Here is a 23,925-nt window from a genome sequence, read left to right as displayed (position 1 = left end):
GGAGGAGGCGTTTTTATGTTTTTATTTTGGCTCATAGTTATAGGCCTGGTGGTTTGGGGCGTCTATACCCTGAGCAAGAACGGTACGGTTAAAGTAGGCAGTACGGCGAGGCGGGAACCGCTGGAGATTGCCCGGGAGCGATACGCCCGGGGTGAGATCAGCAAGGAAGAATTCGACACCATCAAAGCTGATTTGCTGTAAACATAGAGTGAGGAGTTGTTCGCTCCTTACTCTATTATTTTATAGTTTCTTGAAATAGTATTCAGTTTACAAATTCGAGCATAGTGACCATTAGGATGTTCTCATACCAGATTAGCACAAGCACCTGTAAGCCTCATCAATGGTGTTTATAGCCAATTGGTACTTGTCTTGGTGATGTATTGCCTTAACCATCAGGCGCTAGTTACCGGTTTCCAGGTACTGGAATTGTTTTTATATTGTAAAAACAATCTTTACTGATAACATAAGTCATTTTCATATTACTATTGAAATACAGCGCTTATGCTGCTGGAGGTAAATTATGAAAAATACAATGTTAATTCTCCTGTCCTTCTTGTTGGTGACGAGCCTGGCGCTTGTGGGCTGTGATGAAGAATACACGCCGCCTGAAGGGGAAGTAGAAGCGACGGAGTTTCAAGGGGTTGAGCTGACTCCGATGCGAAACCAGGGCAACAATGCCCTGGCAGGAACGCAGCAGATTGATCCGGAAACTTACACCCTGACCATTGACGGAATGACCAACCATGCGGTCTCTCTGAGCTACCAGGACCTGCTGGACTTGCCACAGGAATCCCGTCTTATTACCCTGCATTGCGTCGAAGGCTGGGAATTTACGGCCAAAATGACCGGGCCTACTTTCGCCTCAATTTTAGAGCTGGCGGGAGTAAAACCGGAAGCAAGCACCGTTATTTTTTACACTGCTGATGTTCCTGAGGGCTATACTTCACTGGACTTGGAATATATTAGCGGCCAGGACGTTATGCTGGCATTTAAAATCAACGACCTGACGCTGCCGGCCTCACGCGGTTTTCCTTTCCAGGTTGTAGCCACCGGGAAATACGGCTACAAGTGGGCAAAGTGGGTAACCCGCATTGAGCTTTCCGGTGATACTGAATTCCGGGGTTACTGGGAAAGCCGGGGTTTTAACAACAACGCTGATATTACCGGGCCCCGGTTTGAATAAGCAGGATTATCTGGTCACTAAACACAGGTAGAAAAACGGTATTCTTCAAAGGTTCAGCTGATTGACCCGCGGGGATTAACACCGAAAGCGGTGCGCGGACGGCAGGATTCCGCGGCTTTCAGGGTAAGGGCCAGGCTGGTGAGGTAATCATCCCGGCCGCGCGCCGGGTTGACGTAAAAGTTCAGCGTCCGGTCCGGGCGGTAGTCCGCCTCCGCGGCTTCAAGCTGGCTCCAGCATTCGACGCATTCCGGCGAGGCGTCACGGGCGTACAGCTTTAGTCGTCCGGTGTTGGCCGCGGCCAGCAGTTCATAGCCGAGTTCACTTTTGTTTTTGCGGTTGAAAACGAAGGAAACGACTCTATTTCCCAGTGTATCTTTGAGCATTCCGGCCAGCGGCTGTCCCAGGCCGGTGGCATCCGCCGCCAGACGCCTCAGTTTCCAGGCGCGGGCTATTTCTGTAATCCGCTTCACCAGCACCGCGGCCGGCAAGCCCTGCCAGGCGTAGTGGCGGACAACCCGGATATGGGGCGCGCTGCCGCCGGCTGAAGTATGGCTGTGATCCAGTTCAGCCAGCGTCAGTACGGTAGCATCAGCCGCGGCTGATGCGTCACCGCCGAAATCCAGGCCGCCAACATAGACGCGCCCTTCCAGGGGCAGCCGGCAGGCCGGATGAGCGCCGGAAAGATTCATCAGCTGTTCATCAGCTGTTCATCGGTGAACAGTCCCCGGCCGCCGGAAACCGGCAGCAGGGCGTACTGGGTACGGAAGACCGGGTGGTTCTCGCCGAGGCGCTCTTGCTCATTGGCAACATAATCACGGTAATGGGGGCGGTGTCGGGCGACATCCAGCCAGTCATAGCGGAAATGCCGCCGGAAGCCGTCCCGGCTCTCAAGCTCAAGATTAGTCTTTTTTGCCTCTTCAAGCAGGGTGTATTCATGCCACGGCGTGCCGTAAAGAACGGTGGTGGCATTGGCCACAGCGGCCATGGGCTTGAAGTCGCGGTTGAATTTGTCTATATCAACATCCTGTGCCTCGTCTATTTCCAGCAGCAGGTGGGCGGTGTTGCCGACGACATTGGCTGTTTCCGCCGCGGACAGGAAGATGACCCGCGCCCGGCCCAGCCGCAGGATGTGACCGTTCTCAATCCGGTAGCTGCCGCCCAGTCCGCCGTCATCCAGAAGGTCGCGCAGGCGCCGCAGTGAAATGACCGCCTGCGGGCGGAAGGTGGGCGCGCACTTGACCAGGTTATACGCTTCATCCTGGAAAAGCAGCAGCAGGTTCATTTCCAGCCAGGCCGATAGTTCATTTTTACCGCCCTGGCGGGCTATTTCCACGCTGAAGGTCAGGCCGAGGTTACGATTGACGGAGTCAATAACGGCGGCGGCTATTTCTGTTTGATAGGGGTAAAGTTGGTGCAAGTAGTATCCAGTCGGTTTGTGAGTTTATAATTGTTAGTGTTTAGTGAATAGCTAATATCTAAAAGCTAAACAATATCAAATACCAAAATTCAAATGACCGAAATAGAAACCGAGACTGCTTCGGCGGTAGCCTTGCAGTGACGGAGTGTGAAGGGGCTGGTATTTTAGTATCAGGTTATGGGGAGTAAAGGGAGTTTTACTTCTCCAGCGCGTCACGGATGATGCCGGCCGGGAGGATGACGCCTTTCAGTACCTGTTTAACCGCTTCAGCTATGGCGTTTTTGTCCCGGACGACGTAGCGGCGGCGCACCATAACGTTGGACAGAGTGTTGATGGCCTGTATTATCAGCTTGATGTTTTCCGGATCCCGCTGGTTCAGCAGCTGGATCTTGGAACGGAGTAGGGCAATCTCGGCGTCAAGCCCTTCCACTTCCTCGGCTTCAATCAGGTCCTGTTTTTGGGCGGCGTCAATCCGCCGGCAATAATAGCCGTGCTTGACGGCGTTGCTGTTGCCGGGCTGGGCGCCGGGTTGGCGGGGGGCTTTTTCAGCTTGGGGTTCGCTTTTTCCCCCATCTTCCCGGGGGTCTGGGATGGCACAGTAGTCAGTTGTATTCATTGGAAAAATATTAGTACATATGTAATATATTGTCAATAAGCAAAGGTTACACTTCGGTGGAATATTTTTCCGATGCGCGTCAGCCGGTGTCGGCAGATGGCCGTAGAGACGTTTAAGTATTGATGAATGGGGTATAATTATTAGTGGCTGACTTTAGGTTAAAGGTCAGCAATAGCCCGATGATTCGGGAAAGCCGCGGAAAGGAGGGACAAATGTATAAGAAAATCCTGGTACCGCTTGATGGGTCCAAGACAGCCGAGGGCGTGCTGCCTCACGTTAAGGCACTGGCCAATGTGGAGGGCGCTGAGGTCTTCATCCTCAATGTGGCGGCCAACCTGGCCCAGGAATTCGCTTTCTCCGACCCGTCCATAGCCGGCTACTCGGTAGCCGAGCAGGAACAGAAAGCCCGCGATTACGTCAATAAAATCAGCGAAAGGCTGCAGGAAGAAGGCTTCAAGAAGGTTACCGCCGAGATACGGGAAGGCTCGCCGGCCAACACCATTCTCAAGACTGCCGAGGAAGTGGGGGCTGACGTAATAGCTATGTCTACCCACGGTCGCAGCTGGCCGGGCAAGTGGCTCTTGGGCAGCGTTGCCGAACGGGTGGTGCGCCATTCCAAGATTCCGGTGATGATGATCCGGGCGGAGTGAGTGCCTTGGGGGAAATCTTAAATCTCAAGCACCAAATAGCAGGCAATATTCAGTTTTCTTAGTTTATAGTTCTCAGTTTTCAGTTGTCAGTAGTTAGCAGTTTTCAGTTTATAGATTCCCGGCTTTCGCCGAGAATGACAAGCTGAGGATACCGAGATTGGTATGCTGGCGCTAGCAATGACGATGGGGGACAGTTTTTAGTTTACGGTAGTCAGTTTTATGGATTCCCGGCTTTGGCCGAGAATGACAAAAGGGGCGAAAATAAGAGGATAAGGACATTAGGGCACGGGTATAAAAGAGAGTAGTGACCAAAAAGCCCGATAGTGAAAGGCTGGTCAATAATTCACGGCGAACTGTTTTCTGTTTTTGCCGTCGATGGAAAAACAAAGAAGAGGGAGGTTTCAACCTCCCTCTTCTTTTATTGAATATTATTTTAGGACGGTGACAGGTCAGCGGCGTCCTGGGCTTCAGCGGGCAGGGTGATGCCGCCGGCCTGGTTGATAGAAGTCAGGCTGCTGACCACTTCCAGGTCCATTGACGCTCCCTCGATAGTCATCTGCATAGTCATCTCGGTCCTGATCAGCCAGGATGTGTCCTTGGCCACCCAGCCGGTGAACTCGATGTTCTGCAGCGCCTGCTCGACGTTGTCGATGTCATCGGCGCTGTCGGTGGTGCCCTGGGCTTCCAGGTAGGCCAGGAAGGCGGCCTTGTCCGGGATGAGGTCTATCTTGTAACAGTCAGTGCCGTTGATGGTTTCACTGCCCAGGATGGTCAGCTCGGCATCACCGAATAAAAGCTCATTCTGCTCTGCCTGGGAATTACTGTCCCAATTGGCTTCCCATTCTGTCGGCGTCATGGCTATCTTGTACCACTGGCCGGAAGTGAATCCGGGCGGGGCGAAGGCGGTATCATATTTGATGTAGGTCCAACCGTCAACCAGGTAGTTATCCACCCGCGTCTCGGTGCCCTGGGCGGTAACGGTGGTGTCGATATGGGCGGCTTCATTTTCCAGGTCGAAGCGGCCTACGGTGACCGAGTCAGCGGTGAAACTGAAACCGGAAGCGGTGGTGGTGGTAACGGCAGTGGCTTCAAATTCGTAACTGGTAATATCGGCAGACGCCTCAATTATGGATTGGGCCAGGTCTCCCGCGGTGGTGGTTTGCGGCGGATTGGTGGCGGAAGGTGCCGGGCCTGAGCCGGTGGTTTCCGGCGGCGGGGTGCTGGTCGGCGGATTAGTTGCAGTAGGCTGAGAAGTCGGGTCAGTCGTCTCTTCGCTGGTGCCACAGCCAACAAGTGCAATGCCCATCACCAGCAGCAGGGTCAATAGCAAGGCTGGGATTTTTTGCGAATACTTCATTCTATAGCCTCCTTTTATTTACGGAGTGTCTTTTAATTGTAAATCTAAATAGCCGTAATACAAAATTATTGTTATCAGTTAATTTTAGAAGAAGGAAGCCCCCTCGATTGAGGGGGCTTCCGGTTATTCAACAGAATTGGTTATTAGTAGGTGTAGGCACGCTGCCAGAAGTAGTAGATAACGCCGCCGATAATGGCTACAGCAAGTACGCCGATGACTATCCAGGCCCACATGGGAATGTCATCCGGGATAAGGTCACCGAAGGAGAAGCCGACTACAAAGGTTTTAGCCTCAGCGGGTTCTCCCTGATTGCCGGCGCCGTCAGTGGCGATGACTCTCCAGAAGTAAGGTTCGTCGCTGGAGACTGAGGGCAGCTTCTCTTCCTCGGTGGCGGTATAGCTGGAAGTTGTCAGGTCTTCCTTGGTCAGGATAAAGGTTGAGAAGCTGGAATCAACCGCTACTTCCAGTCGGTATGTTACACCGGAATCATCGGTTACGTCTTCCCATTCAAAGGTGATGGGCTGGTCCGGCTTTTCCGCGATGGTGGGGGTTGTCAGCACCGGGGCGGCGGGAGCTTCATCTTCCATGACGAAGGTGAAGATGATGGGGTCGTTGGTCCCATCGGTGACGCTGACAATATGATTGCCGGCGGCGACAGCCGGGACGTCAAAGCTGATTTCAAACGAGCCGGTATTATCGGAAGTCCCTGATCCGATAGAATCGTTGCCGAAAGTAATACTGATGGCGGTATTGGGCAGGAAGCCGGTGCCGGTAACGGTCAGTTCCTGGCCGACATGTCCGGGTGAGGTACTGCTGGTTGCCGGGCTTATCTCGGCTTCATAGGTAGCGGTGAAATCGGCAGAAGCCTCGTTGTCCTCATCATCAATAGCCGTTATGGTATAGGTCTCGGCTACAACCCCGGGGATGTTGAATGAAGTAGTGAAGGTGCCGTTGGAGAGTGTAGCGGTCTTGACCTCATCTCCGTCGAACTCGATGCTGACGGAACCGCTCTGGTCGAAGCCCTTGCCTTCCACCACAACCGAGGTGCCGGCCGGACCTTCCGCCGGGCTGACGGTTATGCTGGCGGCGATGGTGAAGTCAGCCTCCGCATAGACGGTGGATGACTGGCGGGCGGTGATGGTGTATTCACCGCTGACCGCGTCTTCCGGAATGGTGATGTTTTCCCTGAAGCTGCCGTAGTCATCAGTGGTGAACTCAAAGTCTTCCAGAGGGCCGGATGCACCGTCCCAGCGGAAAGTGATGTCAACATCATCATTGAAACCGGTGCCGGTTATCTCGACTTCAGAGCCGGGAGAGCCGGTATCATCATCAAGAGTGATCATGGGTTCAATGGTGAAAAACTTCTCTACTGTATCATCGGTATCCACGTCGAGTGCGATTATTTTTAGGCTACCGCGCTCGGCTTCGGGAATGGTGATTTCTACTTCAAACTCACCTTCATCATCCGTTTCAACGGTGGTCAGGAGCACATCCTCATCTTCCACGGTGTCATAGTAGTAGATTTCTACATCTTCTTCTTCGGAGAAACCGGTGCCTTCTATGGCTATTTCATCTCCGACATTGCCGGTATCATCTGAGAATACAATTGTCATTGTTGGGATTATGGTGTATGTTGTCTGGGCTACGTTCACACCATCAGAGACGGTAATAGTGTAATCCCCGGGAGGTATGGAAGTATTGGGTGTAATGGTGGTTGTGATATTGCCACCAGTGGCGACGGTGCCACTTCCAGCGAGGCTACCGCCGAAGCTGATCTGGTAAGGATTGCCTTCGGTGAAACCGAAACCTTGAATAGTCACTGTTTGACCAGCAATACCTTGGGTTGGGGTTGCGAATACTAATGCTGCCGCACTAACCGGTACCACTGTTGCTGTCAGTGCGGTAACAGCCAGCAGCATGACCGGCAGAACGCGCCAGAGCGCTTTAATTTTTGCTTTCAAAATCTATATCCTCCTGAATTATTCATGTTAGGTTTTTAATCACCGGTATTATAACAATCTGCTTGAGTCAATGGAAATCCGGGAATACTGACAGTAAATACGAGGCAGCATACCTTATTACCAAAGTACCGGAAGATCCGGTCTAGTTCGTATAACGCTGGAGAGGGGGTGGAGTTAGGAGGAGCGGGTGAAATAGCTAATATCGAATATCTAATTGCTAAACAAATTCAAATATCTAAAAATTTAATAACCAAAAAAGATACCGGGATTGCTTCGCTTACGCTCGCAATGACGGACACTCTTTTTTCCCGTGCAATCGGGTAATCTAAGTAGATATCGGGTGGATTTGGGATTTTAATATTCGGTTATTGAAATTTGTTTGTGATTTGCAATTGGAACCTGTGACTTGGGGCTGCGGCGCGGCAGCGGGGTATCTAGGGGTACTGCGGAACAACCGGCAGGGCGGTGGTTTCTTCCAGTCCCAGTACCAGGTTCATATTCTGCACGGCCTGGCCGGCGGCGCCTTTGACCAGGTTGTCGATGGCGGCGATGACGATCAATGTCCCGCTTCGCTTGTCAATTACCGGATGGACCAGGCACAGGTTGGTGCCGGCGGTATCCCGGGTGTGAGGCGGGGTGCCGGTGACCCGGACGAAGGGTTCATCTTTATAGAAATTGACATAAATCTCAAACAGGTCTTCTATGGAAACCGAGGAATCCAGCGGCGTATAACAGCTGGCCAGGATGCCGCGGGTCATGGGCACCAGGTGCGGGGTGAAGACTACGGCACCGGCGGTGTCGCTGAGGTTTTTGACCTCCTGCGCTATTTCCGGCTGGTGGCGGTGGGCGGCGATGGAGTAAGCTGCCGTGTCCTCGTTGGCCTCGCAGTAATGACTGCGCAGGTTAAGGCTGCGTCCGGCGCCGGAGAGTCCGCTCTTGGCATCCACGATTATATTTCCGGAAACCAGCCCGGCCTTGAGCGCCGGCGCCAGGGCCAGTATCGAAGCGGTAGGGTAGCAGCCGGGGTTGGCCACCAGGCCGGCGGATTTAATGGATTCCCGGTAAAGCTCGGGCAGGCCATATACGGCTTCGGACAGGCTGGCCGGATCCGGGTGCTGAAAGCCGTACCACTCGCTGTATAAAACGGCGTCCTTCAGCCGGAAGTCGGCGCTGATGTCGATGACTTTTACCCCCTTGTTCACCAGCGGCAACAGCTGCTCCGCGCTCTCGCGGTGCGGCAGCGCCGAGAAAACCAGGTCAACATCATCCAGTTCTGACTTGATTTCCAGCCCCAGCGGCTCAAGGTGAGGAAAGACTTTGCCCAGCGGCTGGCCGGCGGCGGAGCGGCCGGTGACGGAGACCAGTTCCACCTCCGGGTGGGCCGTCAAAAGGCGCGCCAGCTCTACGCCGGCATAGCCGGTTACATTGATAATTCCAACACGGGTTTTTGACATGGTTACTTAGTATAACACAGCCGCGCGGCGACGACGACAGCGCCGGAACATACAGACTGAAGCTGTATTATGATAGAATTGAACATTCATAATTAGAAACGGGAGCGGTCTTTGGAACACCTGGAAGTGGGCGCTGAACTGATTGTCGTGCTCATCGCTACCATTGTCGGCGGTGTCCTGGCCCACCGTTTGAAACTGCCGGTGCTGCTGGGCTACCTGGCCGCCGGTATGCTGGTCAGCCCCCACGGCCTGGGACTGGTGCAGGATACCGCCACCATTGAAAGCGTGGCCGGAATCGGTGTTATCCTGCTGCTGTTCACCCTGGGACTGGAGTTTTCGCTGCCGGAGCTGAAGCGCATCGGCGCCGTGGCCATCCTCGGCGGCACCATGCAGATACTGCTGACCGCGGCGGCCGGCTTCGGACTGGGACAGATGCTGGGCTGGGGCGTACCGGAATCAGTCTTTTTCGGCTTCATGGTTTCACTTAGTTCCACCCTGATTGTGCTTAAACTGCTGATGGAACGCAGTGAACTGGATACCACCCACGGGCGCATCATGACCGGAATCCTGCTGGTGCAGGACCTGGCCTTGATACCGATGATGATTATCCTGCCGACCCTGGGCTCGGAAAGCCCTGACCTCGGCCAGGAACTGCTGAGTGCCGGCGGCCAGGCGATACTGTTCATTGTGGTGCTGGCCGGAGCCGGTTTCTGGCTGCTGCCGCGGGTGCTGGCATGGGTGGCCCGTTCCCGCTCCCGCGAGCTTTTCCTGATTACGGTGGTGTCGCTGTCGTTGGCCTCGGCCATCGGGGCGCAGTTTTTCGGCGTTTCAGCGGCGGTGGGAGCCTTCATCGCCGGATTGCTTATTGGCCAGTCAGTGTACGCGCGCCAGGCGCTGGCGGACATAGTTCCTTTCCGGGACGCTTTCGGGGCGCTGTTTTTCGTGTCGCTGGGTACGCTGGTTGATCTTTCATTCATTGTCCAGAACCCGGCGCTGGTAGCCGGTGTGGTGCTTTTTATAATTGCCGTAAAATTCGTTATCTGCACCATTGTTCCCATAGTCTTTGGATACAGCGCGCGGACGGCGCTATCGACCGGTTTCGGCCTGGCACAGATAGGTGAATTCAGCTTTGTGCTGGCCGGCGCCGGTGTGGCCGCCGGGATACTGCTGGATACCACCTACGCGCTGGTGCTGGGGTCGGCCATTGTTACCATGGTGATCACGCCGCTGCTGATGAATGCCGGAGTCAAGCTGTATCACCTCCTGGAAAACACTCCTTTCGGCCGCCGGGTTTTCAGCCACCGGGGAATGGAGGGTGAATCACGGACCAGGGTCGTCATGTCCGGCCATGCCGTTATCTGCGGTCACGGGCGTTCCGCCGACGCTTTGACCAAGGTGCTTAAAAGGCGAAACCTTTCCTACCTGGTCATAGAACTGGACCCGCAGACGATTATCAAACTGCGGCGGGAAGGGATACCCTGCATCTACGGCGATGCGTCCAATCCGGAAATACTGGCCAACGCCAACCTGGAAAAAGCCCGGCTGCTGGTGTGCACTTTTCCCGGCTTCATGGACGTGGAGATGACGGTGAAAAACGCCCGGCTGATTAACCCGAAGCTGGATATTGTCGCCCGGGTGGAGCGAGACCGGGACGCCGAGGTGCTCAAGGGGATTGGTGTCAACGAACTGGTGCGGCCACAGTTTGAAGCCAGCCTGGAGATAACCCGCCACGCGCTGCATCGATACGGCCTGGCGTCCACCGAAATCCAGTATATACTCAACAGCCTGCGCTCTGGCACGATGAGCTGATAAAATGGCGTTTTAAACCAGTTGTGCCGCCATAACGTGAGTGATATTATTAGCCGATGTCTGCCGCTATCGAAATCCGCAACCTGACCAAGCGCTTCAAAGACCTGACCGCGGTCGATGACTTGTCTCTGGATATAGAGGAGGGTGAATGCTTCGGTCTGCTGGGACCCAACGGCGCAGGCAAGACCACCCTGGTGAAGATGCTGACCACCATATCCCCGGTGACCAGCGGTGATATCAAGGTCCTAGGTATGGACCTGGCGGCGGAGCCGCGGCGGGTCAAAGCTCATTACGGCGTGGTACCCCAGGGCGACAACCTGGACCCGGAACTTTCGGTCATCGAGAACCTGACCACTTTTGCCCGATATTTTGAAATACCGCCAGCCGAGGCGCGGCGGCGCAGCCGGGAAGTGCTGCAGCTTTTCAAGCTGGATCACAAGGCTGAAGGCAAGATAAAAACCCTGTCCGGCGGCATGAAGCGCCGCCTGCTGCTGGCCCGCTCCCTGATCAACCACCCCAGCCTGATTATCCTGGATGAGCCGACCACCGGGCTGGACCCCCAGTCCCGTAACCTGGTGTGGCAGAAGGTCAAGGAATTGAAAGAGCAGGGAGTGACCGTGCTGCTGACAACGCAGAACATGGATGAGGCGGCGGTTCTGTCAGACCGGGTGGCCATTATGCACCAGGGTCATATCCTGGCGCTGGACACGCCCAAGGCGCTGGTGCTTGAGCATGTCGGTGAGCAGGTGATAGAGATACTGCCCGAAGCCGGGCGGTGCCAAGGGCTGCTGGAAGAAATCAAGGGCCGCGGACTGGACGTGGAAATGGCTGAGAACATCATCCAGATATTTCAATCCGACGGAGAGGCGGTCTACACCGAGTTCAAGGAGCGGGGCTGCCGCATCTGGCAGCGGCTGGGTACGCTGGAAGACGTTTTCATGCGCCTGACCGGAAGGGGGCTGGTGGAATGATCCGGATGCCGACCTACCGGGCGTTTTTCATGTGGCGAAGAAACATGGATGTTTTCCGGCGGCTGTGGTGGTCGCTGGCGCCGGCCTTCATGATAGAACCCATACTGCTGCTGCTGGCGCTGGGACTGGGATTCGGCTCCTACATGGGGGCTATCGGAGATACCGAATACATCAATTATATCGTACCTGGAGTGCTGGGCGCCTACTCCATGACCACGGCTACTTTTGAAAGCACTTACGGCGTCTATTTCCGCATGGAATACCGCAAGACCTACGACGCCATCATGGCTACGCCATTGACCATTGAAGACATTGTAACCGGTGAGGTCTGGTGGGGGGCCACCCGTTCCATCATCACCTCCACCATCATCCTGGCGGTGGCTCTGGGCTTCGGGCTAATCGAGTCCTGGTGGGCGCTGCTGGTGCCGCCGGCGGCTTTCATGGTGGGTCTGCTGTTTTCCAGCCTGGCGATTATCTTTGTTTCCATAGCATCGTCGCTATACAGCTTCAACTACTATTTTACACTGTTTATTGCCCCGATGACGTTTTTTGCCGGAGCTTTCTTTCCGCTGGACCGGCTGCCGGAGATAGTCCGCGATGTCAGCCCGTTTCTGCCGCTGACCCAGGCGGTCAACCTGATGCGGGGATTGGTTACCGGACAGATTGATACCGGGGTGCTAATATCCTTCCTCCTGCTGGCGGGGACGGTGGTTATCCTGTTCTTTACCGCCCTGCTGGCCATGCGCCGCCGGGTGATAGAGTAGCCGCTCCCGTTTTATCCCGCCAGGTGCCGCGAGTACCTACTGCAGCGTCAGGATATTTTTGGCTTCCGGCCACAGGCGGTCAAGGTCCAGCAGGCCGCGTTTTTCCGGGGTGAAGATATGCAGCATCACCGGGCCGTAGTCCACTACCAGCCAGTCAACTTCCTGTCCCTGCCCTTCGGAGAATAGAGGCCGGACACCGGATTTTTTCAGCTGGTCAATGACTTCATCAAAGACCGCCCGGGCCAGGCGCTGGTTGTCGGCTGAGAGCACGACCTGGTAATCAGTGACACTGGAAAGGCCGCGAACATCGGTGATAACGATGTTTTCGGCCTGTTTTTCGGTGGCGATATAGGCGATACGGCGGGCTAGTTCAATTGCTTCCAGAGTGTTTTTCTCCTACCATTAGAATCCAGTTTAGTATATCATATGTGTCAGCCCGCTGAAATCCATGGTCAGTAAGGAGAGTAATAGTCAATGATAATGCGAAGCATAGGCCTGGGGCTTATCCTGGCAGCAGTTTTGAGCATCTTTGCCGGCATTTTATTTGGTGAAGGCGTCACCCTGTTTATCTACGGTGTTATTATGGGTGTTATCGGCAACGTGCTGAACTGGTTCGGTAAACGCCAGATGGACAAAGAGCGGCAGTAGCCACCACCTCTGAAATTCATAGATTTGTTATTGCCACGCCGGTTGAGAGCATAGCCGGTGCTATGGTATATTTTAAATTCACGTTTTGATGCGGAGGGATCGCATAGTGGTCTAGTGCGGGCGCCTGCTAAGCGCTTACCTCGGGAAACCGGGGTCGGGAGTTCGAATCTCCCTCCCTCCGCCAGTTTTACTTTTTCTTTTACCATCCCGTCTTTTATGACGCCGGATGGTACTATTTTCTACCCTAAACGGTACTAACGGGTAATTGTGCCGCCCCTCTCCAGGGTATACCATTCAAAGGCAGCGGTTTATTGCCGCCGCATACCCTTCAGGAGGTGTACCCATGGATGATAAGGAAAAACGGGAAGAGAAACCGCGCGGCGATATTGAAATGGCCGTGACCAGCGCTTTTCCCATGATTGACCAGATTGCCGTGCAGGCACGCTCGCAGGCCCAGCGGGCCAGCAGCCTGGCGATGCACGAGTACCGTCGCAAATTGCAGGGCATAGTCCTGGATATGCAGGACAACGTGCGAGAGGAAGGAGCCAAGCTGGCTGAACAAATACGCCAGGCAGTGCTGCTGCAGGCTGAGGAAAAGGCGCTGGACCTGGTGGATGACTTTGTCCACGGGCGACAGGCCGAGGCGGAAAAACTGTCGCAGACGCTGTTTATGTCCGAAGAACAGGCCGGCGAAGAACTGCTGGAGCTGGAGGAGGCTCCGGCCGCGGTGCCGGTCAATGATTTCCCGGTTGCTGATAAACGGGCGGAAAATCCTGATGAGGAACCGGAAACAGAGCAGCGTGAGCCGGTCGGCGTCAAAGAGCCGGACGCTGAAGCGGAAACCGATGGCCAGGCTCCGCGGGATGGTCAGCCGGTCAAAACCACCGCCTTTGACTTTGCCAACTTTATTTCACGTTCTCGGTCATAACCGCGTTTCCCTTCTTTCCACTCTCCTTTTTACTGCCGCTCCCAAAAGGGGCGGCAGGTTTTTTATGTCCCCGGCGGCGCGATTTGTGCCGCCGGCTTCGCCTTACGTATAATGAAACTGAATTGCTGAAGAGGAGGCTGCCCAGGTTTGGCTGACCATGTTGTCTACGTTGATCATCGTTCCGGTGAAATGGAAAGGCTTCTAAGAGGGGAACAGACCATGATTATCCGGGGCGCCGCCGGGCGGAAGCTGCCGCATGGGCGGGTTTTCGCCGGAGACCGGCTTTATTTCATTCGCAATAACGGTGAAGGGGCTGTATGTGCCGAAGGGATAGTTAAAAGCGTTCATAATTCGCCCAAGTTAACCCCGGAAGAATCCCGGGAACTGGTGGAAAAGAACCTGGATAAGCTCAAGCTCAGTCCGACGCAGCAGCAGAAATGGGCCGGCAAGCGTTACCTGGTATTAATCGAAGTAAACCGGACAAAGCCGGTCGAGCCGATAGCTATTGACCGGAGCGCTTTCGGCAATATGGATGACTGGCTTCCGGTGGGTGAACTGGATAAAGTCACCGTCTGATACGCCGGTTTTAGTTCACCGGCAGGAAACGGAACAATAATGCCCAATTATCATATATTTACCATCGGCTGCCAGATGAACCAGGCTGAGGCCGAACGCCTGGAAAGCCTGCTGTACCAGAAAGGCTATCGGCCGGAGGATGCCCCGGAGCAGGCTGACCTGGTGCTGCTGGTCAGCTGCGCGGTACGCCAGAGTGCCGAAGAGCGCATCACCAACCGCCTGGCGATACTGAAGAAACTGAAAACGGACCGGCCCGGGCTGCGCGTGGCCCTGACCGGCTGCATGGTGGGTGAAGACCCGGCGGCCATGCGGCGACAGTTCCCCATGGTGGACCACTTCTTCAGCGCCGGGGAGCTGCCCGATTTCCTGGATGAAATTCCGCAAGATATTTTACCGCGCCGGCCGGGGGTAGCCGCTTACCTGCCGATTATCCAGGGTTGTGATAATTTCTGCTCTTACTGCATCGTGCCTTACCGCCGCGGACGGGAGAAATCCAAACCAGTAGATGAAGTGCTGGACGAAGCGAGGACGCTGGTCAGCCGCGGCGCCAGGGAAATAACGCTGCTGGGACAGAACGTCAATACCTACGGGCGAGACCTGCCGGGAAAGCCGGACCTGGCCGAACTGCTGCGTCAGCTGTCTGATATTGACGGCCTGCTGAGGCTGCGTTTCCTGACCAATCATCCCAAGGATATGAGCCAGGACCTTATTTCCGCCATGGCTGAACTGCCCAGGGTGTGTCCGGCGATAAATCTGCCGGTGCAGGCCGGGGATGACCAGGTGCTGCGGCGCATGCGGCGCGGCTACACCTCCGATGATTACCGGGCGCTGGCCGGGCGTATCCGGCAGGCGGTGCCCGGCATCACCCTGACTACCGATATTATTGTCGGTTTTCCCGGGGAAACTCCGTCCCAATATGACAACACTTACCGGCTGGTGGAGGAGATGCGTTTCGCGGCGGTGCACATCGCGGCCTATTCCACCCGTCCCGGCACCGCGGCGGCTGAGAAGTATGCCGATGATGTGCCCAAAGAAGAAAAGGCAAGGCGGCTGGCTGGGCTTGAGGCGCTGCAGACCGGGATCGCCGCCGAGATAAACGCTCGCCTGGTAGGCTCCGAGGTGGAGGTACTGGTGGAAGAAAAGTCCAAAGAACGGTGGCGGGGGCGTGATATACATGGTAAACTGGTATTCTTTAACAGTCCGCTTGACCTCAAAGGTCAGCTGGCTAAAGTGAAAATTACCGCTGCCGGGCCGTGGTCGCTGCGGGGCGAAGCGGCTTGAAGCGGCGCTTGAGGAGTAGTAAATGACTGGTGATACGCTGACCCTGGTATTTTTCATGATCCTGATGTTTGCCGGGTTCTATTTCCTGATTATCCGGCCGCAGCAGAAGCGGCAAAAAAAGCAGCAGGAGATGCTGGCCGACCTGAAGCGGGGTGACCGCATAGTGACCATCGGCGGCATCTACGGCACCATCGAAGCTATTGATGAGAAAAGCCTGGTCATCAAGACCGAATCCGGTTCCCTGCTGCGACTGGTGCGCGGCGGAGTGGCCATGAAGCAGGAAGACGAAGTTGAACCGGCGGAAAGTTAACCGCGTTAGCTGGTAAAACGTTTTTTAGATCAATTTTCCGGAAGGCCGGCGGAATAACGGTAACTGGAGGTTAGTTGGCGGCATACGATTATATCGTCGTAGGTTCGGGCATCGCCGGACTTTACGCTGCCCTGCTGGGCGCCCGCCACGGGTCGGTACTGCTGATTACCAAAGGTACCATTGACGAATGCAACACTCGCTTCGCCCAGGGAGGCATCGCCGCCGCTGTCGGGGCCGGTGATTCTCCGGAGCTTCATTTCAAAGACACCGTAGCCGCCGGCGCCGGACTGAGTCATGAAGCGGCCGTCAGCATCCTGGCCCGGGAGGCGGTGCTGGGCATCAGGGACCTGATTGAGCTGGGAGTTCCATTTGACACCGTGGAAGGCGAGGTAGCCCTGACGCTGGAAGCGGCGCACTCGTTGCCCCGAATTCTGCACGCCGGTGGCGACGCCACCGGCCGATTTATTGAAGAGACGCTGTCGGGCCGGGTACGGGATACCGGAACCATGGTAAAGGAACACAGCCTGGCCACCGATATAATTATCGAGGATGGCCGTGTTGCCGGAGTAAGCGTCCTGGATACCGGCAGCGGCTTAAGGGAAAACTACGGCTGCCGGCACCTGGTGCTAGCCACCGGCGGTGCCGGGCAGCTTTTCAGCCTCACCACCAATCCGGAAGTGGCTACCGGCGACGGCATTGCCCTGGCTTTTAAGGCGGGCGCCGATATCATGGACATGGAGTTTTTCCAGTTTCATCCCACCGCCCTGAAAATACCCGGCGCGCCGCTGTTTTTAATATCGGAATCGGTACGCGGTGAAGGCGGCCTGCTGCGCAACGGCGCCGGACACCGTTTTATGGCCGATTATGATCCGCGGGCGGAACTGGCGCCACGCGACGTGGTATCAAGGGCTATTGTAGCCGAAATGGCGCGCGGCGGCACTGAACACGTCTACCTGGACGTAACCCACCTGCCGGATACCCTGGTGCTGGCCCGATTTCCCCAGATATACCGCCACTGCCTGCAAAACCGACTGGATATTACCCGTGACCTGATTCCGGTGGCGCCGGCGGCGCATTACATGATCGGCGGGGTGAAAGTTGATACCTGGGGCGCCAGTTCAGTGCCGGGACTTTACGCCGCCGGAGAGGTTTCCTGTACCGGGGTACACGGCGCCAACCGGCTGGCTTCCAACTCACTGCTGGAAGTGCTGGTTTTTACCCGCCGCATCATTGAACACAGCCTGGGACACGGCGGTTCCGAGGTCGAACAGCTGCCGTGCGAACGGAGGCGACTTGCTGAAATCCGGCCGCATAAGGTAGTATCTCTACCCGGGAAGCCGGAATTGCAGGACCTGCTGTGGCGGCAGGCCGGCATAGAGCGCAGCGGACAGGGTCTGCGGCGCGCGGCGGAAACCCTGAACGCCTGGTGGGGCCAGTTTGCCCTGACCCACCCAGCTGACCGGACCGAATACGAACTGGGCAACCTGCTTCTTACCGGGCGCTTGATGGTTGAGGCGGCCATGTACCGCAGCGAAAGCCGCGGGTCTCATTACCGCACTGATTTTCCGGTGCCCGACGAAAAGTGGCGCCGCCATATAGTAATTAATGCTGTATAACAGAGAGAGGGAACAAAAAGAATGGGCACTCACAACCAGATAGAAAAAATGATTGATACTGCCCTGGAGGAAGACGTCAACCGCGGCGACCGGACTACTGACGCGGTTATACCGTCCAACATGGGCGGCAGCGCCGCCATAATAATCCGGGAACCGGCCATGGTGTGTGGCGGGGAGATTGCCCGCATCGTCTTTATGAAAATAGACCCGGGGCTGGAGATTAAGATAAACGTACAGGACGGCAGCCGGGCTGAGGCCGGGGACGTGGTCATGGTAGTTACCGGCCGGGTCACCAGCATACTCAAGGGTGAACGCATCGCGCTTAATTTCTTCAGCCATCTTTCAGGGGTGGCTACCCTGACCGCTGATTACATCGATAAGGTCAAGGGCATGGACGTCAAAATCGGGGATACCCGCAAGACTCTGCCCGGCCTGAGGCTGCTGCAGAAATACGCTGTCTATGCCGCTGGCGGGCAGAACAACCGGCCTGACCTGGCCAGCGGTATTATCATCAAGGATAATCACCTGGTGGCTATGGCCGCCAAGGGCATCAGCATCGCCGACGGCATCGCCAAGGCCCGTGAGGCCGCCGAAAAGGATATGAAAGTTGAAATAGAGGTGCAGAACCTGGAACAGCTGAAACAGGCGGTTGAAGCCAAGCCCGATATCATCATGCTGGACAACATTAGCGTTGAAGACATGAAGCAGGCAGTGGAGATAGTGCCGCCGTCAATCAGCCTGGAAGCCTCCGGCGGCATTACCCTGGACAACGTGCGTGAAGTGGCAGAGACAGGGGTGGATGTTATATCCGTGGGCGCTATTACTCATTCGGCTCCGGCGGTTAACTACAGCCTGGACTTTATAACCGGGAAACCGCCGGCCGCTGAGTAAGAATGCCTCCGCGGCGTATTCAATGCCGCATCGCGCTTTTGAAACGCTAGTCTGTTGAAGTAGATATCTCAGGGTCAGAACGCCGTTCATAATCCGGCGCCGCTTCCCGGGCCGGCTGCATGATTTCACAGAAAACGTTTACCAGCTTGGGGTCAAACTGGGTGCCGGCGCAGCGCTTCAGTTCATCCAGGGCTTGTTCCAGGGTAAGCTGGTCACGGTAGGGACGTGGTGAAGTTATAGCGTCGTAGGCGTCAGCGATACTGAGAATTCGCGCTTCCAGTGGAATAGCCTCCCCCTTCAACTGATGCGGGTACCCGGTGCCGTCCCAGTGCTCATGGTGGTGCAGGATGGCCGGCAGGCACTTGGACAGGTCAACCACATGCTTCAGGATTTCCACACCCAGCTCAGGATGAGTCCTGATTGGTTCCCATTCTTTCATATCCAGTGCCTCAGGTTTGGCCAGCACCGAGTCTGGTACGCCTATCTTGCCGATGTCGTGCAGCAGTCCGGCGGCCCGGATGATATGAATTGTTTCCTCTGACAATTTTATGGCCTCAGCCAGGGAAACGGCGTATTCACTTACCTTGCGAGAATGACCGTAAGTATAGTGGTCTTTGGCGTCAACAGTGGCTGCCAGGGCGTAGATAATGGACAGTGCCTGCGGCGGCTGGTCCTCGGTGGGAGCCGCCGGTTCCGGTGACCTTGAGTGACTACTGCCGGAAGCGTTTTCCGAAGCCAGGCAGGTGCGGTTGCGCCCCATACGCTTGGCCCGGTAGAGAGCGTTGTCGGCCTGGTGGATTATCTCTTCCTTCATCATGCCGTCTCCCGGCCAGTTGGCTACGCCCAGGCTGGCGGTAACCGGCATTTCCCGGAAGCTGGAACGGGCTTCGATGGTTTTGCGCAGCCGCTCGGCAACCCGGTAGGCGTCATCGATGCGCGTCTCCGGCAGGATGACGGCAAATTCCTCGCCGCCGTAGCGGAACGGCATGTCAATGCTGCGGATGGAACTCTGAATCATCTGGCCGATTTTCCTAAGCAGCTGGTCACCGGCCAGGTGGCCGTAAATATCGTTGTAGGCCTTGAAAAGGTCAAGGTCAAGCAGTATCAGTGAAAAGGTGATGCCGAAGCGGTTGCCCCGGCCAATTTCCTGGTCCATTCTCTCGTGAAAATGCCGGTGGTTGTACAGCGCGGTAAGCTCATCAGTATTAGCCCTGATATTGGCCCGGTTGAAAAGCTGGGCGTTTTCAATAATAACGCCTGCCTGCGATGAAATACGGCTTATCAGCTCCAGGTCCTCGGTGCTGTAGACGGCGCCGCTTTTCTTGTTGCCGGTGGCTATCAGCCCGATGAGCCGGTCACGGCTCTTGATGGGGTACAGCAGCGCCAGGTCAGCGCTGACCAGCTGGTCTTTTTCCGATTGCCACAGCCCCTTGAATTCCGGCAGGCTGTTTATCTGCGCCGGTGACAGCGCCTTGTTCTGCCGGTCCATCCATTCGATAACCGGATTATCGGCCGGCAAACGGAAGGCGGTGCGCATATCATGGTCTTCCGGGAAAATATACTGAACGGTGAAGTCCGCCCCCGGATTGTTCTGCAAAAGCAGCGCGGCGTGGGATATCTCCAGCGCCCGCGCCAGCGGCGGCAGCAAGGCCTGGGATAATTCATCCAGACTCAGGATGTAGCTCATACGGTTGGAGAAGCCCATCAGTTCCTGGCGGTAGGCGTAGCGGTCTCGGTAAAACAACCGGTCAACGGATGTGGATATGAAATGGCCCAGCGGCCGGGCGGTAAAAGCGAGCAGCATAACGATGAAGCCGGAAATCATGATAACGGTGATCTGCGGCGCCTGGGGCAGCAGGCGCAGGGTTATTACCAGGGTGGCGCCGTAAACCGCTGCCAGGGAGGCAGCCAGCACCAGCAGGGTCAGGCCGCGGCGGGCCACCAGCTTGATGTCAAAAAGGTGGAACCTGGAGACAGCGTAGGCAATTAGACCGGCATTGATGATGTTGCCCACGTGGTCGACAGGCAGTCCGGCCAGGTCCGGCGTGAAAGGGGTGATATAGGTAAACAGGATCAGTGCGGCGGAGCCGAGTACCAGGTAGATGGTGCGGTTGCGGTCCACCGGGTCTATGGAGCGCCGGTAGCGGCGGATCAGCATATACAGGCTGGACAACACGAAAGGGGCGACCACGGCGCCGATGATGATATCCCAGGGCCTGATGTCATGGTACAGGTATCCGTCCGCCAGGCTGACGTTGGTCACTACCTGGCCGTTAAGCGCCAGTACCAGTACCAGCAGGGTAAAGCCGTAACCCAGGTATATCCACGGGCCGCCGGTCTTGTTGTTGTAGGCGCGCACAAAATGATAATAGGCGACCGAGACCCAGGCTATGGCGGTAACGACGATTTCATTCCAGAACTGCAGGTATTCCGGGCTGGAGGCGGGGTTGAACACCAGCATGAAGGAACTGAAGCTCCAGAAGGCGCCGACACTGAGGAAGTAGGCAAAAAAACGATTCACTCGTTTATCGGTATCCTGGACCACCAGCAGGAGCAGGATGATATAAATCAGGCTGGAGCTTAAAGGCAGCAGCGCCCAGGGGTTAAGCCGGCTGATTTCCGGGGTAACGCCGTTGATGCCCATGGTCATGGTAGCTATGCCGCCGATGGATATCAGGAATACCGGAGCCAGCAGGGCGTAGGTGATGCCCCGCTGGGCGGTGATGAACCTGAACTCCACCAGCCGGTAATGGAAAGCGGCAACGGTAATCAGCGTCAGGTTGACCAGGTTGGCTAGCTGGTCTATGGGCAAGCCGGCCACATCGGGATTGGAGCTCAGGTTGGCGAAGCCGGCGGACACCGTTATCAAGAGACCGGCCAGCAGTATCAGAGGGGGAGCTTTCTCACTTCTGGTTTCGCCGGCGCGGTGTTTGCGCCACAGGCCGTAGGCGCTGGCCAGGGCAACAGCTAATCCGGCGACAGCTACTAGATATATAAGCGGAGTCACTTCATGTTGCACTACACCGTCAATGACGTGCGCTTCGGTGATGATGGAATTGGAGAAAGATAGAACGGCGATAACGGCCAGGAAGGCATACGCCCCGAGCACGCTACGACCGGTACTCTGATGAACATATATTTGAACGAAATGATAGTAGGCGACTATCGCCCAGGTCAGACCGATGATGAGTACCTTATTCCACAGCAGGGTGGTATCGGCCGGAGCTTCCAGGTGAACCATGAAAGAACTGAAGGCCCAGAAAGCGGCTACCGCGGCAAAATAAGCCAGCGCCCGATTAATTCGGTGGGCGGAACCGGGCAGCAGCAGCAGCAAAAATACCAGGTAGGTGATGCAGCTTATCAGGGGTATGACGGCCCATATACTCAAGGGTTATCAGTCTCCTGCGGGCTCTTCATTCATTCCTGCCATTATGTCTGAGGGCGGGGTATATGTCAATGAGATTTCATCGTAATCCGCCTCCGGCGGTACGAAGGTAAGCTCAACCGCCACCGGATGGCGGCCCGGAGAAAAGGGTGTCCGGTTACCGGGGGTCAGCGCTTGAACGGGTCCGGACCCTTGGTATGGCGCCGGGTATCTTCGATGAGCCGCTCCAGTTTATCCGGATTGTCGCTTTTCATCATGGCTTCTTCCCGGGTTATGACCGCGTTGGCCGCCAGTTCAGCCAGGTTCTGGTCCAGTGTCTGCATACCGGCCTGGCGGTTCAGCTGCATGATGGAATGCAGTTCAAAAGTCTTGCCTTCACGGACGAGGTTTCTGACGGCGGTAGTGGTCAGCAGTATTTCAAAACAGCCCACCCGTCCGCGGCCGTTGGACCGGATTATCAGTGTCTGCGAGATAACCGCTTCCAGTACCTGTGAAAGCTGCATCCGTATCTGGTGCTGCTGCGACGGCGGATACATGTCTATGATGCGGTCAACTGTCTGGACAGCGTTGACGGTATGAAGGGTGCCCAGTACCAGGTGGCCGGTTTCGGCGGCGGCGATGGCGGTGGTGATGGTATCGACATCGCGGATTTCGCCGACGACAATAACGTCCGGGTCATGGCGCAGGGCATGGCGCAGGGCGGTGGGATAGGAGGTGGTATCGCCTCCCAGTTCCCTTTGGGCGATGATGCACTTGTTGTCCTGGAAGACATATTCAATGGGGTCTTCAATGGTAATTACGCTGGAATAACGGTTTTCATTCAGGTGCTGCAGCATGGCGGCCAGGGTAGTGGATTTGCCGGAGCCGGTGGGCCCGGTAACCAGTACCAGGCCGCGGGGCTTCATAATCAGGCTTTTGAAAATACCCGGCAGGTTGAGCATGTCGATGGTCATGATATGGAAGGGCACCTGGCGGACGGCGATGGAAATGGTACCCCGCTGGTACATGATATTAACCCGGAAACGGGAAACATCCGGCACGGAAAGGGCGAAGTCCAGTTCCTTGCCCTGGATGAAGTGCTCCTGCTGCTGTGGGGTGGTCATTTCCCGGAAGAACCGCTCCATGTCGGCGGCGTTGACCGGGCCGTAGCTTGACTGTCGCTTCAGTACGCCGTCAACGCGGAAAACCGGTGGGTTGGGCACTTTCAGGTGCATATCGGACGCTCCGGATTTGACCATGGCCCGTAACAGTTCTTCAGCTTTCATAACCGCCTCCTGCTGTGCCTAATTGTAGGTAAATATACGCCGGATGTAAATACTTAAACAAACGGTCTTGACGGGGGTAGTATAATAGTACTAGTCGAAATCCGCAAAAGAAGGACTAAAGTAAGGTTAACCATGAGATTAGACCGCCGAAGGTCCAGTATTGAAATCATCGCCGATATGCTCCGGCTGGGAGAAGCGGGCAAGACGGAAATCATGTATTCCGTCAACATGAGCTACTTTCAGCTGCAGAAGTACCTTAACTTCATGATTGAGCGGGAACTGGTGGACAAGGTCAAGCTGGGCAATCCTTCGGTTACCTACCGGGTGACCAAGAAAGGTCTTAACTTGCTGCGGCATATTGATGAGATACTGGATACGCTGGATCTCAAGGAAGACGGCGAAGACAAAGCAGGTACGGGAGTTTTATGACCGAGAAGCGCATGTTGATTGTGCCGGCGGAACTGGTCAAGAAGATTGATGAAAACCGCGGCGACCTTTCCCAGGCTGAATTTATTGATTTTCTAATCAGTAACCAGCTCAAGGGAGAGACCAAGCCGGGCGGTGGTGTTACCAGCGAAGACCTTGACCAGTTAAGAGCGGAATTCGCCAAGATGCTCAACAAAGAGAGCTACAAGTACGCCCTGAAGGAAGAGATGGCCGGTTTCCAGGAAGATACCAAGAAGCTGATGAAAAGCTTCGTTGATTTCTTCATCGGCTACGGGCTGGAATTGGGCAAGGAAGGTCCGCTCGACCTTGAAGAGATGACTTCCAAATTCACCGGCAGGGACAAGGAAACTCCGGAAAAAGAAGGCCAGGAAGTCAGGCTGAAGTGGAAATAGCCGG

25 protein-coding genes and 1 tRNA gene are annotated in these 23,925 nt (G+C 55.7%); 17 read left to right on the top strand and 9 right to left on the bottom strand.

Features of this window, described 5'->3' with window-relative positions:
* The first annotated feature begins 15 nt into the window (after window positions 1-15).
* Entirely contained in the window at window positions 16-201 is a 186-nt protein-coding gene (locus tag ACZ48S_RS07560; protein WP_464212251.1) for an SHOCT domain-containing protein, read from the top strand.
* Between the two features lie 319 nt (window positions 202-520).
* Window positions 521-1,183, top strand: coding sequence for a molybdopterin-dependent oxidoreductase (locus ACZ48S_RS07555; RefSeq protein WP_464212249.1), 663 nt, complete (start codon window positions 521-523; stop codon window positions 1,181-1,183).
* Window positions 1,184-1,236: 53 nt separating this feature from the next.
* Here the strand turns inward: ACZ48S_RS07555 and ACZ48S_RS07550 are convergent, their stop codons facing one another.
* From ACZ48S_RS07550 to ACZ48S_RS07540, 3 genes are all read right to left on the bottom strand, one after another.
* Window positions 1,237-1,872 (bottom strand): phage terminase large subunit family protein, encoded by a 636-nt coding sequence (locus tag ACZ48S_RS07550; protein WP_464212247.1) that lies wholly within the window; start codon window positions 1,870-1,872, stop codon window positions 1,237-1,239.
* A complete protein-coding gene (locus ACZ48S_RS07545; RefSeq protein WP_464212245.1) occupies window positions 1,872-2,600 on the bottom strand; it encodes a hypothetical protein in 729 nt (242 codons plus the stop codon). Before ACZ48S_RS07545 ends, ACZ48S_RS07550 begins: the two co-directional genes overlap by 1 nt.
* Window positions 2,601-2,796: 196 nt before the next feature.
* Window positions 2,797-3,216, bottom strand: coding sequence for a hypothetical protein (locus ACZ48S_RS07540; protein ID WP_464212243.1), 420 nt, complete (start codon window positions 3,214-3,216; stop codon window positions 2,797-2,799).
* A gap of 212 nt (window positions 3,217-3,428) precedes the next feature.
* On the opposite strand from ACZ48S_RS07540, the gene ACZ48S_RS07535 reads away from it, so the two are divergent.
* The gene (locus tag ACZ48S_RS07535; protein WP_464212241.1) at window positions 3,429-3,866 is read left to right on the top strand and encodes a universal stress protein; all 438 of its coding nucleotides are present in this window, start codon (window positions 3,429-3,431) and stop codon (window positions 3,864-3,866) included.
* Window positions 3,867-4,299: 433 nt separating this feature from the next.
* Here ACZ48S_RS07535 and ACZ48S_RS07530 read toward each other — a convergent pair whose 3' ends face one another.
* Both ACZ48S_RS07530 and ACZ48S_RS07525 read right to left on the bottom strand, forming a co-directional pair.
* Complete coding sequence (locus ACZ48S_RS07530; protein WP_464212239.1) at window positions 4,300-5,223, bottom strand: DUF6612 family protein; 924 nt, start codon at window positions 5,221-5,223, stop codon at window positions 4,300-4,302.
* A gap of 143 nt (window positions 5,224-5,366) precedes the next feature.
* The gene (locus ACZ48S_RS07525; protein WP_464212237.1) at window positions 5,367-7,184 is read right to left on the bottom strand and encodes an IPT/TIG domain-containing protein; all 1,818 of its coding nucleotides are present in this window, start codon (window positions 7,182-7,184) and stop codon (window positions 5,367-5,369) included.
* Window positions 7,185-7,352: 168 nt separating this feature from the next.
* Between ACZ48S_RS07525 and ACZ48S_RS07520 the strand changes: the two genes are divergently transcribed.
* Window positions 7,353-7,508 (top strand): hypothetical protein, encoded by a 156-nt coding sequence (locus ACZ48S_RS07520; RefSeq protein WP_464212235.1) that lies wholly within the window; start codon window positions 7,353-7,355, stop codon window positions 7,506-7,508.
* 110 nt (window positions 7,509-7,618) lie between these two features.
* Here ACZ48S_RS07520 and argC read toward each other — a convergent pair whose 3' ends face one another.
* A complete protein-coding gene (gene argC, locus ACZ48S_RS07515; RefSeq protein WP_464212233.1) occupies window positions 7,619-8,638 on the bottom strand; it encodes an N-acetyl-gamma-glutamyl-phosphate reductase in 1,020 nt (339 codons plus the stop codon).
* A gap of 111 nt (window positions 8,639-8,749) precedes the next feature.
* Here argC and ACZ48S_RS07510 point away from each other — a divergent pair, with 111 nt between their 5' ends.
* Genes ACZ48S_RS07510 through ACZ48S_RS07500 form a run of 3 tightly spaced genes read left to right on the top strand, consistent with a single transcriptional unit; the run spans window position 8,750 to window position 12,182 of the window.
* Window positions 8,750-10,447 (top strand): cation:proton antiporter, encoded by a 1,698-nt coding sequence (locus tag ACZ48S_RS07510; RefSeq protein WP_464212231.1) that lies wholly within the window; start codon window positions 8,750-8,752, stop codon window positions 10,445-10,447.
* 56 nt (window positions 10,448-10,503) lie between these two features.
* Complete coding sequence (locus tag ACZ48S_RS07505; RefSeq protein ID WP_464212229.1) at window positions 10,504-11,418, top strand: ABC transporter ATP-binding protein; 915 nt, start codon at window positions 10,504-10,506, stop codon at window positions 11,416-11,418.
* Window positions 11,415-12,182, top strand: a complete 768-nt coding sequence (locus ACZ48S_RS07500; RefSeq protein WP_464212227.1) for an ABC transporter permease — start codon at window positions 11,415-11,417, stop codon at window positions 12,180-12,182. Before ACZ48S_RS07505 ends, ACZ48S_RS07500 begins: the two co-directional genes overlap by 4 nt.
* Before the next feature lie 36 nt (window positions 12,183-12,218).
* On the opposite strand, the gene rsfS is transcribed toward ACZ48S_RS07500, so the two are convergent.
* Window positions 12,219-12,539 carry a ribosome silencing factor gene (rsfS, locus tag ACZ48S_RS07495; RefSeq protein WP_464214590.1) on the bottom strand — a complete coding sequence of 107 codons (321 nt, stop codon included), beginning with the start codon at window positions 12,537-12,539 and terminating at the stop codon, window positions 12,219-12,221.
* A gap of 117 nt (window positions 12,540-12,656) precedes the next feature.
* Between rsfS and ACZ48S_RS07490 the strand changes: the two genes are divergently transcribed.
* From ACZ48S_RS07490 to nadC, 8 genes are all read left to right on the top strand, one after another.
* Complete coding sequence (locus ACZ48S_RS07490) at window positions 12,657-12,830, top strand: hypothetical protein (protein ID WP_464212225.1); 174 nt, start codon at window positions 12,657-12,659, stop codon at window positions 12,828-12,830.
* Between the two features lie 92 nt (window positions 12,831-12,922).
* Window positions 12,923-13,014: transfer RNA gene (locus tag ACZ48S_RS07485), tRNA-Ser, on the top strand.
* Window positions 13,015-13,173: 159 nt separating this feature from the next.
* Window positions 13,174-13,758 (top strand): hypothetical protein, encoded by a 585-nt coding sequence (locus ACZ48S_RS07480; protein ID WP_464212223.1) that lies wholly within the window; start codon window positions 13,174-13,176, stop codon window positions 13,756-13,758.
* Between the two features lie 147 nt (window positions 13,759-13,905).
* Entirely contained in the window at window positions 13,906-14,334 is a 429-nt protein-coding gene (locus ACZ48S_RS07475) for a hypothetical protein (RefSeq protein WP_464212221.1), read from the top strand.
* Between the two features lie 39 nt (window positions 14,335-14,373).
* Window positions 14,374-15,615, top strand: a complete 1,242-nt coding sequence (gene miaB, locus ACZ48S_RS07470; RefSeq protein WP_464212219.1) for a tRNA (N6-isopentenyl adenosine(37)-C2)-methylthiotransferase MiaB — start codon at window positions 14,374-14,376, stop codon at window positions 15,613-15,615.
* A gap of 22 nt (window positions 15,616-15,637) precedes the next feature.
* Window positions 15,638-15,925 carry a preprotein translocase subunit YajC gene (gene yajC, locus ACZ48S_RS07465; protein ID WP_464212217.1) on the top strand — a complete coding sequence of 96 codons (288 nt, stop codon included), beginning with the start codon at window positions 15,638-15,640 and terminating at the stop codon, window positions 15,923-15,925.
* A 74-nt stretch (window positions 15,926-15,999) separates the two neighbouring features.
* The gene (gene nadB, locus ACZ48S_RS07460; RefSeq protein WP_464212215.1) at window positions 16,000-17,541 is read left to right on the top strand and encodes an L-aspartate oxidase; all 1,542 of its coding nucleotides are present in this window, start codon (window positions 16,000-16,002) and stop codon (window positions 17,539-17,541) included.
* 21 nt (window positions 17,542-17,562) lie between these two features.
* Window positions 17,563-18,432: a carboxylating nicotinate-nucleotide diphosphorylase gene (gene nadC / locus ACZ48S_RS07455; protein WP_464212213.1), complete on the top strand. Its 870-nt coding sequence runs from the start codon at window positions 17,563-17,565 to the stop codon at window positions 18,430-18,432.
* Window positions 18,433-18,478: 46 nt separating this feature from the next.
* On the opposite strand, the gene ACZ48S_RS07450 is transcribed toward nadC, so the two are convergent.
* Window positions 18,479-21,820 carry a diguanylate cyclase gene (locus ACZ48S_RS07450; RefSeq protein WP_464212211.1) on the bottom strand — a complete coding sequence of 1,114 codons (3,342 nt, stop codon included), beginning with the start codon at window positions 21,818-21,820 and terminating at the stop codon, window positions 18,479-18,481.
* Window positions 21,821-21,984: 164 nt separating this feature from the next.
* On the bottom strand, window positions 21,985-23,082 hold the full coding sequence (locus ACZ48S_RS07445) for a type IV pilus twitching motility protein PilT (protein WP_464212209.1): 1,098 nt from the start codon (window positions 23,080-23,082) through the stop codon (window positions 21,985-21,987).
* A gap of 132 nt (window positions 23,083-23,214) precedes the next feature.
* Between ACZ48S_RS07445 and ACZ48S_RS07440 the strand changes: the two genes are divergently transcribed.
* Window positions 23,215-23,511, top strand: a complete 297-nt coding sequence (locus ACZ48S_RS07440; protein ID WP_464212207.1) for a winged helix-turn-helix domain-containing protein — start codon at window positions 23,215-23,217, stop codon at window positions 23,509-23,511.
* A complete protein-coding gene (locus ACZ48S_RS07435; protein ID WP_464212205.1) occupies window positions 23,508-23,921 on the top strand; it encodes a hypothetical protein in 414 nt (137 codons plus the stop codon). Before ACZ48S_RS07440 ends, ACZ48S_RS07435 begins: the two co-directional genes overlap by 4 nt.
* The last annotated feature ends 4 nt before the right edge of the window (window positions 23,922-23,925 follow it).

Source organism: Dehalogenimonas sp. NIT-SK1, assembly GCF_055384165.1.
Note: the sequence above shows the minus strand (reverse complement) of the source record. Positions and strands in the feature narration are given on the sequence as shown.

Excerpts from the sequence above, each read along its gene's own strand:
- ACZ48S_RS07560 (WP_464212251.1), top strand. The coding sequence starts at position 16 with ATGTTTTTATTTTGGCTCATAGTTATAGGCCTGGTGGTTTGGGGCGTC.
- ACZ48S_RS07555 (WP_464212249.1), top strand. The coding sequence starts at position 521 with ATGAAAAATACAATGTTAATTCTCCTGTCCTTCTTGTTGGTGACGAGC.
- ACZ48S_RS07550 (WP_464212247.1), bottom strand. The coding sequence starts at position 1,872 with ATGAATCTTTCCGGCGCTCATCCGGCCTGCCGGCTGCCCCTGGAAGGG.
- ACZ48S_RS07540 (WP_464212243.1), bottom strand. The coding sequence starts at position 3,216 with ATGAATACAACTGACTACTGTGCCATCCCAGACCCCCGGGAAGATGGG.
- ACZ48S_RS07535 (WP_464212241.1), top strand. The coding sequence starts at position 3,429 with ATGTATAAGAAAATCCTGGTACCGCTTGATGGGTCCAAGACAGCCGAG.
- ACZ48S_RS07530 (WP_464212239.1), bottom strand. The coding sequence starts at position 5,223 with ATGAAGTATTCGCAAAAAATCCCAGCCTTGCTATTGACCCTGCTGCTG.
- argC (WP_464212233.1), bottom strand. The coding sequence starts at position 8,638 with ATGTCAAAAACCCGTGTTGGAATTATCAATGTAACCGGCTATGCCGGC.
- ACZ48S_RS07505 (WP_464212229.1), top strand. The coding sequence starts at position 10,504 with ATGTCTGCCGCTATCGAAATCCGCAACCTGACCAAGCGCTTCAAAGAC.
- ACZ48S_RS07500 (WP_464212227.1), top strand. The coding sequence starts at position 11,415 with ATGATCCGGATGCCGACCTACCGGGCGTTTTTCATGTGGCGAAGAAAC.
- ACZ48S_RS07490 (WP_464212225.1), top strand. The coding sequence starts at position 12,657 with ATGATAATGCGAAGCATAGGCCTGGGGCTTATCCTGGCAGCAGTTTTG.
- ACZ48S_RS07480 (WP_464212223.1), top strand. The coding sequence starts at position 13,174 with ATGGATGATAAGGAAAAACGGGAAGAGAAACCGCGCGGCGATATTGAA.
- miaB (WP_464212219.1), top strand. The coding sequence starts at position 14,374 with ATGCCCAATTATCATATATTTACCATCGGCTGCCAGATGAACCAGGCT.
- yajC (WP_464212217.1), top strand. The coding sequence starts at position 15,638 with ATGACTGGTGATACGCTGACCCTGGTATTTTTCATGATCCTGATGTTT.
- nadC (WP_464212213.1), top strand. The coding sequence starts at position 17,563 with ATGGGCACTCACAACCAGATAGAAAAAATGATTGATACTGCCCTGGAG.
- ACZ48S_RS07445 (WP_464212209.1), bottom strand. The coding sequence starts at position 23,082 with ATGAAAGCTGAAGAACTGTTACGGGCCATGGTCAAATCCGGAGCGTCC.
- ACZ48S_RS07440 (WP_464212207.1), top strand. The coding sequence starts at position 23,215 with ATGAGATTAGACCGCCGAAGGTCCAGTATTGAAATCATCGCCGATATG.
- ACZ48S_RS07435 (WP_464212205.1), top strand. The coding sequence starts at position 23,508 with ATGACCGAGAAGCGCATGTTGATTGTGCCGGCGGAACTGGTCAAGAAG.